Source organism: Lentzea sp. NPDC060358 (genome assembly GCF_042725365.1).
Classification (GTDB): domain Bacteria; phylum Actinomycetota; class Actinomycetes; order Mycobacteriales; family Pseudonocardiaceae; genus Lentzea.
The window spans coordinates 1-11,937 of the sequence record NZ_JBHXCW010000233.1 but is presented as its reverse complement, the minus strand read 5'-3'; the positions used below and the strand labels follow the sequence as shown (position 1 = coordinate 11,937).

Sequence of the window (11,937 nt, the reverse complement as noted above, 5' to 3'; positions counted from 1 at the left end):
TCAACGCGTTCGACATCGCCTTCGACGGCCGCCTGGCCGCCGGACGCAAGTAGTTTCCTTCAACCCGAGTTACACCGTTCGTTTGACAGACCCGCACCTCGTGCACCGCAGCGCTGAGGGCAAGCTTCTGGTCGTGGGGGTTCCGCTGGTCGTTGGTGCTCATTCCGCCGTGGACGACGTGCTGGCGCATCTCGCGCCCGAGTGCGGTGCGCCTGTGGACGTCGAGCCGATCGACCTCGGCCGGTTGTTGCCGGCCGGTCACCACACGCTGCACTACACCGGGTCGCTGACCACGGCGCCGTTCACCGAGGGTGTCGAGTGGTACCTGACCGGGGAGCAGCACGTGACGGCCGCGTCGGTCGCGCGGTTCCGGGGGATGTTCTCGGCGGGCAACGCCCGGCAGGCCCAGCCGCTGAACGGGCGGGCGCTGGTCGAGGTGCCGCGGATCTGACCAGGGTCGGGGTCCCGCCCTCCGCATGTGAGCAGTCGCACCGGGTGGACGCTTCTGAAGCGCGTCAGAAAGACCGTAGAATGGTTCCAGTCGCTAACTAATTCGTCCCTGCGTCAGCGCCGACCGCGGGCAACCCGACCAGGAGCGAATGTGAACACCACCCGCGCCATGACCGCTCTCGCGCTCGGCGGGTTCGGCATCGGCACGACCGAGTTCGCGACCATGGGCCTGCTGCCGCAGATCGCGGAGACCTTCGGCATCCCCGACTACGAGGCCGGTCACGCGATCAGCCTCTACGCCGCCGGTGTCGTCGTCGGCGCGCCGCTGATCGCGGTGCTCGGCGCCAAGCTGCCGCGCAAAGGCATGCTCATCGGTCTGATGCTCGCCGTCGCGCTGGGCAACGGGTTGTCGGCGGCGGCCCAGGACAAGACCCTCCTGCTCGTGGCGCGGTTCGTCGCCGGGTTGCCGCACGGTGCGTTCTTCGGCATCGCCGCGGTCGTCGCCGCCACGCTCGTGGCACCCGAACGGCGCGGCACGGCCGTTGCGCGCGTGATGGTCGGTCTGACCGTGGCGAACCTTGTGGGCGTGCCGCTCGCCACAGCAGCAGGGCAGCAGATCGGTTGGCGCACCGCCTACCTCTCGGTGGCACTAATCGCCGTCGTCACGGCTGTGGCCATCGCGGCGTGGGTGCCGCGTGTGCCGAAGGTCGAGGGCGCGTCGATGAAGGGCGAGGTCCGCGCGTTCGGCCGGCCGACGGTGTGGTTCGCGATCTTCACCGGCATGATCGGCTTCGGCGGCATGTTCGCCGTCTACTCCTACGTCGCGCCGCTGACCACCGAGGTGGCGGGCCTGCCGGCCGGTGTCGTGCCGTGGGTCCTCGCGGTGTTCGGGCTCGGCATGACCCTCGGCGCCACGTTCGGCGGGCGGTTCGTCGACCGGTCGGTGACGCGGTCGGTGTTCGGCGGGCTGGTCGCCGTCTGCGCGATCCTCGTGCTGTTCGGGCTCACCGCCACGATCCCGGTGTTCCTGTTCGCGTTGCTGTTCCTGCTGGGCTTCGTGGTGCAGATCCTGGCCGCCGCGCTGCAGGTGCGGCTGATGGACGCCTCGCCGGACGCGCCGTCGCTCGCGGCCTCGTCCAACCACTCGTCGCTCAACGTCGCCAACGGCGCCGGCGCGTGGCTCGGCGGTCTCGCCATCGCCGCCGGCTGGGGCTACACGTCCACGGCCTGGGTCGGCGTCGGGCTGTCGCTCGCCGGCCTTGCGATCGCGGTGGCGTCGGTGCTCTACGAGCGGCGCGCCTTGGACCGCGAGACCACGAACCAGACGATGGCGATGGCCAGCGCGGCCAGCACCACGATCGACACCCACCCCAGGTAGCGGTCGACGAGCTCGTAGTTCTCGCCGAGCGCGTAGCCCGCCATGATCAGCGCGGTGTTCCACACCAGGCTGCCCGCCGCGGTGTAGACGGTGAACTTCACGACCGGCATGCCCGACACCCCGGCCGGGATGGAGATCAGGCTCCGCACGACCGGCACCATGCGCCCGATGAACACGGCCTTGGTGCCGTGCTTGTCGAACCACGCGTCGGACTTGTCGACGTCGGAGACGGTGACGAACGGGATCTTCTTCGCGACCTCGCGCAGCCGCTCCAGGCCGAGCCACGCGCCCAGGCCGTAGAGCACGAGCGCCCCGGCGACCGAGCCCGCCGTGGTCCACAGGATCGCGGCGAGCAGCGAGATCTTGCCCTGTCCCGCGGTGAACCCGGCCAGCGGCAGGATCACCTCGCTCGGCACCGGCGGGAACACGTTCTCGAGGGCCACCGCCAGCCCCGCGCCGGGTGAGCCGAGCGCCTCCATCAGTCGGGTGATCCATTCCATGGTTGTCGAATTACCCGTTTTGCCCGAGCCCTCAACCTCCGGGTGGAGATGGATCTCCACCCGGGCTACGGCCTGGGGTCCAGGCGCTGAGCTGCGTGGATTCCTAGCGTTGACGGCATGAACGCACCAGTCGAGATCGTCCTGATCGCCGCGGCGATCGTCTACGTGATGGCACGCCGGCTGAAGGGGGAGCCCGCGGTGGGCAAGCGGCTGTTGCTGCTGCCCGCGGTCCTCGGCGTGGCAGGGCTGACCCAGACGTCGGTCCCGTCGGCGGACGCGGTGGTGTTCCTCGCGGTCAGCGTCCTGCTCAGCGCGGCGTTCGGCGTGCTGCGCGGCCTGACCATCCGCACCTACGAGCGGGACGGGCTCGTGATGGTGCGCTACACCGCCACGACGATCGTGCTGTGGGTGGCGAGCATCGCCGCGCGGTTCGCCCTGGGGTTCGCGGCGGGCCTGCTCGACCCCGGCGCGGTGCAGGCGGGCAACGGGCTGATGCTCGTCGTCGGCGCGGGTCTGCTCGCCGAGGGACTGGTCGTGATGTCGAAGGCCGTCCGGGTGGGCGGCCGGGTCGTGTGGGCCAAGGGGCGCGGCGGCGCGGCGCGCCGCACCTCCGCGTTCGTCGACTCCTGGCAGGAGAAGGTCCGCGGGACCGGGCATGATGCGTCCCGATGACGTTCGCCGACGAGATGTTCCGCCCGCTGGTCGTGCTGGTGGTCTCCGCGGTCGCGGTGGTCCAGCTGGCCGGCCGGCCGCCGCTGCTGCCCGCGCTGACGTGGGCGCTCACCGCCGTGGCGGTGGCCACGGCGCTCGCGTCCGCCCTCGGCCGGGTGCCGGTGCGCGCCCGGACCGCGGTGGTCGTGGCGTCCGTGCTGGCTTCGGCCCCGCTGTTCGGGCTGGCACCGGCCACCGCGGCGGTGGCGCTCGTGTTCGTCGCGTGCGGCACGGCCGGGCGTGAGCTCGAGTCGCGGCAGCTCGCGATCGGGGTCGCGGCCACGGGGGCCGTGCTCGCGATGGTCTCGACGTGGGTGTCCGGCTCGCCGGACGTGCCGCCGTGGTGGCTGTGCCTCACCGCGGGCCTGCCGGTGTTCCTCGGCATGATCCGCCGGGAACGCGACGCCGCCGCGGCCGCCGCCGAGTACGCGGCGGCGCTGGAGGAACGAGGCCGCATCGCCCGCGAGATCCACGACGTGGTGGGACACGCGCTGTCCGGCATCGCCGTACAACTGGACATGGCCGACGCCCTGCACGCCGCGGGCAAGTCCGAGGAAGCGAACGACGCCGTGCTGCGCGCACGGGCGTTGGCGGTCTCCGGCCTGAAGGAGACCCGGCGCGCCGTGCACGCGTTGCGGGAGGACACGCTCTCACTGCCGGAGGCGCTGGCCAAGCTCGCCGAGAACCACCGGGCGTCGTTCCGCGTCGCCGGTGCGGGCGAGGTGGGCGTGGAGGTCACCCAGGCCGTTCTCCGCACGGCGCAGGAGGCCCTCACCAACGCCCACAAGCACGCGCCGGGAGCCGATGTCGACCTGGTGCTGGAGTACGAGTCCACGTCGGTGAGACTGACCGTGTCCGACAACGGGCAGAACCACCGGGAGGGCAGCGGGATGGGCCTGGCCGGCATGCGGGAACGGGCCGCGCTGCTCGGCGGCACCCTGGCCGCCGGGCCGGGCGGTCCGGGGTGGACGGTGCGATTGGAGCTGCCGCGGTGATCAGGCTGTTGATCGTGGACGACCAGGCCGCGGTGCGCGACGCGCTCGCCGTCATGCTCGACCTCGACCCGGGCATCACGGTCGTCGGCACCGCCTCCGACGGGCAGCAAGCCCTTGCGGCGGTGCGGGAACTGACGCCCGAGGTCGTGCTCATGGACCTCACCATGCCGGTGATGGGCGGCGCCGAGGCCACCGCCGCGCTGCGCGCCTCGCACCCCGATCTGCCCGTCGTCGTGCTCACCACGTTCGACGACGACCAGTCGATCCTCGCGGCGCTGCGGGCGGGCGCGCGCGGCTACCTCACCAAGGACGCCGACCGCGGCACGATCGTCCAGGCCGTGCGCGGCGCCCACGCGGGCAGCGCGATCCTCGACCCGGCCGTGCAGTCGCGGCTGCTCGACCTCGCGAGCCGCGGACCGGCCACCCCCGCGGGCGTCGACCTCACCGCCCGCGAACGCGAGGTGCTCGACCTGATCGGCGAGGGCCTGCGCAACCAGGAGATCGCGCGGCGGCTCTTCATCAGCGAGGCCACCGTGAAGACGCACATCAACAACCTGTTCGCCAAGGCCGGCCTGCGCTCGCGCGCCGACGCCGTGCGGCTGGCACTCGACCTGCGCTGAGGCCGCGCGCTGGGCTACGGTGGTCAGCCTTCTGCACGGGAGGTCGACGGTGCGAGGAGCCATCGCGGCGGGTCACCCGCTCACCGCCCAGGCGGGCGCGGCGATGCTGCGCGCGGGCGGCAACGCCGTGGACGCGGCGGTGGCGGCGATGCTGACGTCGTGCGTCACCGAGCCGCTGCTCACGGGGCTCGGCGCCGCCGGGTACATGATGATCGCGCCGGCCGGGGAAACCCCGGTGCTGCTGGACTTCTCCGCCGAGGCACCGGGCCGCGGCCGGGCGGGCGACCGGGCGCCGCTCGACCCCATCACCGTCCACTTCGGCGACGCGGACCAGGAATTCCACGTCGGGCCGTCCTCGGTCGCCGCGTACGGACTGCCCGCCGGCGCCGCGAAAGCCGCCACCTACGGCCGCGCGCCGCTCGCGGAGCTCGTGTCCGCCGCCGCGGCGTACGCGCGGAAAGGCCACCGCGTCAACGGCTACCAGGCCTACGTGACGTCGTTGCTGCTGCCGCTGGCGCGCAGCATCGGCCTGAACGCCTTGCGGGAGGGCGAACTCCTCGTGCAGCACGAGGTCGCCGAGGCGCTCGACCGGCTCGGCCACGACGGCGCGGAGCCGTTCTACACCGGCGACATCGCCGCCGCGATCGTCGACGAGATCAGCGCGCACGGCGGCGACCTCACCCGCACCGACCTCCGGTCCTACGCGGTGGCCGAACGCGCACCCCTGCACGCGCGGCACCGCGGCCGCGACGTCCACACGAACCCGCCGCCCGCGATGGGCGGCACGCTGCTCACGCAGATGCTGGAAGCCTTGCCGGACAACCCTTCGCAGCAGGACCTCGTCCGCGCGATGGCCACCCCGAAGACGCACCTGAACCGCCTCGGCTCCACCACGCACATCTCCGTGCTCGACGCCGAGGGCACCGCCTGCTCCGTCACCACCACCAACGGCGCGGGCTCCGGCATCGCGATCGCGGGCGTGCACCTCAACAACATGATGGGGGAGGAGGACCTGTCGCCCGGCGGGTTCTTCAGCCACCTGCCCGGCGACCGGCTGCCGTCGATGATGGCGCCGACGGTCGTGACCCGGGACGCGGGCGCGGAACTGGTGCTCGGCAGCGCGGGCTCCAGCCGGATCTGCGGCGCGATCCTGCAGGTGCTCGTGAACGTCCTCGACCGCGGGATGCCCGCCCAGCAGGCCGTCGACGCGCCGCGGATGCACCTGGGCGGCGACCGCCTGCACGTGGAACCGGGAATTCGACCGGGAAGTGCGCTGCCGGTCACGGAGTTCCGCGCTCCGAACATGTTCTTCGGCGGCTGCCAGCTGGTCGAACTGACCGGATCGGGCCTGCTCAGGGGTGGTGCAGATCACCGCCGCGACGGCGCCGTCGTCGTCGTGTGAGATTTTGCCCGCATAATGGGATATCCGGTTTCCCGATCTCCGGCCGGACCCGGACGATGAGCGGGTGACGGCACTCAGCGAGAGAAGATCCTCGCCGCTCCTGTCCCGTACGTTCCTCCAACTCTCCGTCATCAGCGTCGTGTCCGGCATGACGATGGCGTTCGCACTGCCGTTCAACTCGCTGTTCCTCACGAGCGAGGTCGGCGTGACGCCGTTCCAGCTCGGCTTCTTCCTGATCGTCAGCCCGGTCGCGTCCGTGGTCGCCAGCACCGTCATGGGCGCGCTGTCCGACGGCCGGGTGCAGCGCCGGTACCTGCTCGTGGCGGGCGGTGTCGCCGGTGCCGTCGGCTACGGCCTGTTCGCGGTGCTGCGCGACTACTGGTACCTGCTCGGCACGTCCGTGGTGTTCATCGCGATCACCGCGTCGTTGCTGCCGCAGCTCTTCGCCTACGGCCGCCAGGTCTCGCGCGGCCCGTCCATGGTCGTCAGCGTCCTGCGCACGCTGCTGTCGGTCGCCTGGGTCGCCGGGCCGCCGGTGGCCGCGCTGCTCGTCGCGCAGACCGGCTGGGTCGGCCTGTTCGGTGCGACCGCCGTCCTGAGCCTCGGCGTCGCGGTGCTCGCGCTGCTGCTGCCGGTGCCCGTGGCGGAACCCGAGGACGACGTGGCCGAGGAAGCCGCGGCGGAACCCGTGCGCGGCACGATGGCCGTCGTCTCCGCGGCGTTCACGTTCATGCAGGGGTCGGTCGCGCTCGCGGTGAGCGGCCTGCCGTTGTTCATCACGGCCAACCTCGGGGGCACCGCGGGCGACGCCGGTCTCACGATGGGCCTGTGCGCGGCGCTGGAGATCCCGATGATGCTGTGGTTCGGCGCGCTCGCGAACCGGATGTCGCAGCACCGGCTCGTGCTCATCGGCGCGGCGATCTCGCTGAGCTACCACGGCCTGATGATCCTCACCGACGCGGTCTGGCAGGTCATGGCCCTGCAGCTGTTGCACGCCACCGTGATCTCGCTCGTGATGGGCGTGGGCATCACGTACTTCCAGAGCCTCGACCCGCTGCGGCCCGGCCACGCCACGACGATGTTCAACAACACCCAGATCGTCGGCAGCATGGTCGCGGGCGCGCTGCTCGGCGTCTCGCAGGGGCTCGGTTTCCGCTGGGTCTACGGCTTCAGCTTCGCGATGTGCGTGTGCGGTCTCGCGCTGCTGCTGGCGGCGGGCAGGCTCACCGGATCGTCGAGGCGGTGACCTTCGGCTTGCCGCCCGCGCCGAGGTAGAAGATCCCCTTGACCGTCTCGAAGCCGAGGCTGGGGTTGCGGCGCAGCGTCGAGCCCTCGACCGACATCGAGCCGGAGTTGTCGTTGCTGACGAAGAACACCGCGCCGCCGCCCTCGGCGGCCTGGTTGTCCTCGATCAGCGACCCGGCGATCCGCAGGGTGAACGTGTTGCCGTCGTTGTAGATCGCGCCACCGCTGCCGCCGCCGGGGGTGCCGGGACGTGCCGGGTTGGCGCCGCGGCCGACGGCCCGGTTGCCCTTCATCAGGCTGTTGAGCACCACCCACGACGTGCCGATGCTGCTCAGCGCGCCGCCGTTGGCGCACACACCGCCCTCGAACGTGCTGCCGGTGACGTGGACGGGTCCGTCGCGGAACTGGTCGAGCACGCGGATCGCCGCGCCGCCGAGGTCGGGGCCGTCGGGGTCGCACCGGTTGCCCGTGAAGCGGGAGTTCACGACCTTGAGCCGGCCGCCGCGCACGAACAGCGCGCCGCCACCGCCGCCCTCGGTCGCGTCGCCGGTCGAGTTGCCGTCGGCGAGGGTGATGTTCTGGACGACCAGGGTGGGCGCGTCCTGGTCCTGGCAGTGCGAGGTCGTGATGCCCAGAGCTTTGTCGCAGGTGTTCTGGTAGAGCACGCGGCGCCGGCCCTGGCCGCTCAGCGTGACCCGGCCGCCGCCGTCGAGGACGACCTTCGCGCCGGAGTTCGTGCGGACCTTCGCGGTCGCCGCCATCGCGATGGTGTGCGGGGCCGGCCCGCAGTCGAACGTGATGACGCCGCCGGCGGCGACCGCGTCGACCACGGCCTGCGACGTGCAGGAGGCGGGCGTGCCGGTGCCGATCACGCGGCTGGGCTTCGAGGTGTCCTCCGCGGCGGCTTCCGGGGGCACGGCGGCGGTGCCGTCCGGGTTGCCGAACTTCGCGGTGGCGGGCGGGGGAGGGGGCGCCGTGGTCGTCGGGGGCGCGGCACTGCTCGTGCTCGACGGCGGCGTCACGACGGTCACGGTCCGCGACGACGTCGTCGTGGGTGCCGAGGGGGCGGCGGCGGGCGAACCCTGGATCGTCGTGCCGCAGCCCGCCACGAGGGCGGCGAGCAGCACGACCACCTGTCTACCGGACATGGCGGGCACCCTAATCCCCGCCGCGGGCGGCGCACAGCACCTGGTGAGGAGGCACGAGATCAAGGTGTTCCCCAGGCGTGTCCCGACCGTGACCCCGCAGCCGTGGCCCGGACGGGCTGGACGCGCTCCCACGGGACGACGCCGCTGGTGCGGGACCTGTCCGCGCTGACTCGTGAGTCAGATATCCGGTCCCGTGCGCGGCCGGTCGTCGTCACGGATCGTGGACGAAACGGAGCAACCGGGTGCGCGAGGCGTGGTCGGTTGCGCGCAAATGACCCATTCGTGAAAGAACCACGCGTTCGGGTGACCCTGCGCCCCTGGCACACTGCGCTCCGTGCCGACCGAGTTCTCCGACGATCGCCCGACCGAGCGCCTCTTCAAGCCCGACCCGGCCCTGATGGAGGCTGCCCGGGCCCGGGGTCGCGCGCGCTGGGCGGCGGCCGGCGAGGCGAAGGCGCAGGAGGAGAAACCGCCGGGTGGCCCGTTCAAGCCGCGCGCCGGCGCGATCGCCGCCATCGTCGCGATGCTCGTGCTCGGCGGGATCGCGATCGCCACGTTCAACGGCGGTTCCGGCGCCGGCGACACGGACGTCGCGCAGCCCTCGCAGAGCTACCTCCCCGGCCTCATCACGCCACCGGCGGACCTGCCGGAGGACCCGGCGAGCACTGACCCGTCGTCCGCGACCGGCCCGGCACCGACGTCGACGCAGGCGGTCATGCCCCCGGCCGGGGACAGCGGCAGGGCCGGGACCAGGACGTTCACCACCGGACCCGGCTGCGGCGGGTACTCGAACGTCGGCTCCTACCGCGACGGCAGGAAGGGCTGGGTCGACCACGGCGACGGCCGGTGCGGCTCGACGTTCGTGTCGATCCCCATGTCCGGCGACGCCCGCCGCGACGACTCCTCGGCCTACGCGCAGTGGACGTTCGCCGCCTCCGGCTCGTGCGCGCTGTCGGTGTTCATCCCGAACGGCGGCGTCGAGGAGGTCGGGGGTAACCCGACCGTGTACTCCGTGTTCGACCGCAACGGCGTCGGCGGCACCCCGATGGCGTCGTTCGCGATCAAGCAGGTCGACAAGCGCGGCCAGTGGGTCGCCGCGGGGAAGTTCAAGGCCAGCGGAAACCTGACGGTGCAGCTGCTCACCCGAGGTCAGGACTGGGACGGCTCCGGACCGACCTACGCCCATCACGCCGCGAGTGCCATCAAGGCAGACTGCACGGTGTGACGAGAGATCTCCACCTGGTCCGGCACGGCGAGGCGACGAAGGACGAGTCCCGGCTGACCGCACGCGGTCGCCGGCAGGCCGAGGCGGTGGCGGAACGGTTGCGCGGCACCGGTTTCGCGGCCGTGCACCACGGCCCGCTGCCCAGGGCCGCGGACACGGCGTCGATCATCGCCGAGGCGCTCGGCGTGCCCTGCCGGGTCGAGGCCGCCGCCGGTGACTACGTGCCGCACTTCGTTCCCGACCACGACGAGTTCTTCGGCCGGTTCCCCGAGTCCGAACGCACCCGCGGCCCGGCGCTCGCGCACGAGGCCGAGACGCGGTTCGCGCGCCCCGGCGACGGCCCGGTGCTGGTGGTGACCCACTCGTTCCTGATCGCCTGGCTCGTGCGCGACGCCCTGGACGCCCCGCCCGAGCGCTGGCTGGCGCTGAACCACGACAACGCGGCGCTCACGGTCATCCGCTACACGACCGGCGAGTCACCCCGCCTGGTCAGGTTCAACGACGGCGGGCACCTCAGCGGGCTTTGAGCGTGAGCAGCGTGATCTCGCTCGGCGCGAACACGCGCATCGGCGGGCCCCAGAAGCCGGAACCGCGGCTCGTGTAGAGCTGCGTGCGGTCGCCGTGGCGGCTCAGGCCCGCCACGACCGGCTGCTGCAGCCGCACGAGGTAGTGGAACGGCCAGATCTGCCCGCCGTGCGTGTGGCCGGAGAGTTGCAGGTCCACGCCCGCCGCCACGGCCTTCTTGATCTCCGAGGGCTGGTGGGCGAGCAGCACGACCGGCGCCTGCGGCGCCCCGGCGAGGGCGCGGCCCAGGTCGGCGGCGTGGCCGGGCTCGCCGGAGTGGTCGGCGGTGATGTCGTCGATGCCCGCGAACACCAGGCGGGCGCCGCCGCGTTCGAGCGTCACGTGCTCGTTGTGCAGCGCCTTCCAGCCCAGCCGGGTCATGAGGTCGATCCAGCCCTGGGCGTTGGAGTAGTACTCGTGGTTGCCGGTGATGTAGAAGCGGTGCGCGGTGTTCACGTCCCCGAGCGGCGTGGCCTGCTCCAGGCGCTGGTCGGCGGTGCCGTCCGCGATGTCGCCGACGTGCACGGCGACATCGGCGTTGAGCCCGTTGAGGGCGTCGACCATGCCGCGCGACCACTTGGCGCGGTTGATGGCGCCGTAGTGGGTGTCGGTGACGACGGCGACCGTCAGCCCGTCGAACGCGGGGTCCAGGCGCGGGATGGTGACGTCCTGGCGCTTGATCCGCGGCACCCGCATGGCCTCGTGCACGCCGTAGGCGGTGATCACGACGATGACGACGGCCAGCAGCACGGCGACGACGCGCGAGCGCAGCGGGTTCTCGACCCCGCCGAGCGCCAGGCCGAGCCGGACCAGGTCCGTGAGCAGCGTCCAGACGAACGCGATCCACACGAACCCGAGCAGGAACTGCGAGATCCGCGCGGCCCGGTCGCTGGTGCGCCGCGTGAACAGCACGATCATCGCGATGGCGGCCGCGGCGAACACGACGGCCGCGACCGGCCGCACCGGATCGGGCCACTCCGCGCTCGCGGCGAACAGGCCCTCGAACGGCACCCAGAACAGCAGCGTCGTCACGGTGAGGAGGACGAGCGTGAACACCACCCGCCGTACCGTGATGCGGGGCCGGGTAGCGGTGGTCGTCATAGGTGCATCCTCCTGCGCGGTCGGCTCAACCCATCTCAACGCAGCAGGGTGCCCGTTTGTTCGCTAGACGTCCGTCACAGGGCCGTCAGGCAACCGCCGAGACCGACGGGAGTCCTTGTTGGCAAGTACTTCGCAGACCCCGCGATCCCACGACCTAGAGTGAGCGACATGATCTTCTACACCGACGAGGAGAGCCGCACGCTGCGCACTGCCGTGTACGGCGCCATGCTGCTGGTCTCGCACGCCGACCCCGGCCCCGTGCTGGAGGAGCGGTTCGCCGGCCTGCGCGCCCTCGCGAACCTGTCCCCGGACCTGCGCCAGGTGCTGGGCGGCGCCCGCCCGTCCGTGCCCGCGGGGACGGACGAGGAGATCGAGCCGGTGGTCCTCGAGGCGCTGCGGTCGTCGATGAAGACGCTCTCGGTGAAGGCGCCGGAGGACGCCGCCGACTTCCCGCGCGCCGTGCTGGCGATCTGCCGCGAGGTGGCGGAGGCGGACGGCGTGGTGGTGGACGCGGAGGACGCGATGGTGGGGCGCATCGAGGGTGCTCTCGCGCTGTAGTGCCGGGGTGTCATCGGACGGCCGTGACGGGCCCAGGAGG

Annotated in this window: 13 protein-coding genes; 10 read left to right on the top strand and 3 right to left on the bottom strand. The window is 72.2% G+C overall.

Annotated features, from left to right (window positions below):
• Window positions 1-100: 100 nt before the first annotated feature.
• Window positions 101-451 (top strand): carbonic anhydrase family protein, encoded by a 351-nt coding sequence (locus tag ACFWGZ_RS33520; protein ID WP_382455600.1) that lies wholly within the window; start codon window positions 101-103, stop codon window positions 449-451.
• Window positions 452-601: 150 nt separating this feature from the next.
• Window positions 602-1,828 (top strand): MFS transporter, encoded by a 1,227-nt coding sequence (locus ACFWGZ_RS33515; RefSeq protein ID WP_382455599.1) that lies wholly within the window; start codon window positions 602-604, stop codon window positions 1,826-1,828.
• Here the strand turns inward: ACFWGZ_RS33515 and ACFWGZ_RS33510 are convergent.
• Complete coding sequence (locus tag ACFWGZ_RS33510; protein WP_382455598.1) at window positions 1,735-2,328, bottom strand: DedA family protein; 594 nt, start codon at window positions 2,326-2,328, stop codon at window positions 1,735-1,737. The genes ACFWGZ_RS33515 and ACFWGZ_RS33510 overlap by 94 nt on opposite strands.
• A 117-nt stretch (window positions 2,329-2,445) precedes the next feature.
• On the opposite strand from ACFWGZ_RS33510, the gene ACFWGZ_RS33505 reads away from it, so the two are divergent.
• The 5 genes from ACFWGZ_RS33505 (at window position 2,446) to ACFWGZ_RS33485 (ending at window position 7,302) form a co-directional block, all read left to right on the top strand.
• Window positions 2,446-3,000 carry a DUF1453 domain-containing protein gene (locus ACFWGZ_RS33505; protein WP_382455597.1) on the top strand — a complete coding sequence of 185 codons (555 nt, stop codon included), beginning with the start codon at window positions 2,446-2,448 and terminating at the stop codon, window positions 2,998-3,000.
• Window positions 2,997-4,034, top strand: coding sequence for a sensor histidine kinase (locus ACFWGZ_RS33500; RefSeq protein ID WP_382455596.1), 1,038 nt, complete (start codon window positions 2,997-2,999; stop codon window positions 4,032-4,034). The genes ACFWGZ_RS33505 and ACFWGZ_RS33500 overlap by 4 nt, the downstream gene beginning before the upstream one ends.
• Window positions 4,031-4,654 carry a response regulator gene (locus ACFWGZ_RS33495; RefSeq protein WP_382455595.1) on the top strand — a complete coding sequence of 208 codons (624 nt, stop codon included), beginning with the start codon at window positions 4,031-4,033 and terminating at the stop codon, window positions 4,652-4,654. Before ACFWGZ_RS33500 ends, ACFWGZ_RS33495 begins: the two co-directional genes overlap by 4 nt.
• Before the next feature lie 49 nt (window positions 4,655-4,703).
• Window positions 4,704-6,056, top strand: coding sequence for a gamma-glutamyltransferase (locus tag ACFWGZ_RS33490; RefSeq protein WP_382455594.1), 1,353 nt, complete (start codon window positions 4,704-4,706; stop codon window positions 6,054-6,056).
• Window positions 6,057-6,120: 64 nt separating this feature from the next.
• Window positions 6,121-7,302 (top strand): sugar efflux transporter, encoded by a 1,182-nt coding sequence (locus ACFWGZ_RS33485; RefSeq protein ID WP_382455593.1) that lies wholly within the window; start codon window positions 6,121-6,123, stop codon window positions 7,300-7,302.
• Here the strand turns inward: ACFWGZ_RS33485 and ACFWGZ_RS33480 are convergent.
• The gene (locus tag ACFWGZ_RS33480) at window positions 7,280-8,449 is read right to left on the bottom strand and encodes a hypothetical protein (protein ID WP_382455592.1); all 1,170 of its coding nucleotides are present in this window, start codon (window positions 8,447-8,449) and stop codon (window positions 7,280-7,282) included. The genes ACFWGZ_RS33485 and ACFWGZ_RS33480 overlap by 23 nt on opposite strands.
• A 334-nt stretch (window positions 8,450-8,783) precedes the next feature.
• Here ACFWGZ_RS33480 and ACFWGZ_RS33475 point away from each other — a divergent pair, with 334 nt between their 5' ends.
• Both ACFWGZ_RS33475 and ACFWGZ_RS33470 read left to right on the top strand, forming a co-directional pair.
• Window positions 8,784-9,674, top strand: coding sequence for a hypothetical protein (locus ACFWGZ_RS33475; protein ID WP_382455591.1), 891 nt, complete (start codon window positions 8,784-8,786; stop codon window positions 9,672-9,674).
• Window positions 9,671-10,201 (top strand): histidine phosphatase family protein, encoded by a 531-nt coding sequence (locus ACFWGZ_RS33470; RefSeq protein WP_382455590.1) that lies wholly within the window; start codon window positions 9,671-9,673, stop codon window positions 10,199-10,201. Before ACFWGZ_RS33475 ends, ACFWGZ_RS33470 begins: the two co-directional genes overlap by 4 nt.
• Here the strand turns inward: ACFWGZ_RS33470 and ACFWGZ_RS33465 are convergent.
• Window positions 10,188-11,339: a metallophosphoesterase gene (locus ACFWGZ_RS33465; RefSeq protein ID WP_382455589.1), complete on the bottom strand. Its 1,152-nt coding sequence runs from the start codon at window positions 11,337-11,339 to the stop codon at window positions 10,188-10,190. The genes ACFWGZ_RS33470 and ACFWGZ_RS33465 overlap by 14 nt on opposite strands.
• Before the next feature lie 168 nt (window positions 11,340-11,507).
• Between ACFWGZ_RS33465 and ACFWGZ_RS33460 the strand changes: the two genes are divergently transcribed.
• Entirely contained in the window at window positions 11,508-11,897 is a 390-nt protein-coding gene (locus tag ACFWGZ_RS33460; protein WP_382455588.1) for a hypothetical protein, read from the top strand.
• The last annotated feature ends 40 nt before the right edge of the window (window positions 11,898-11,937 follow it).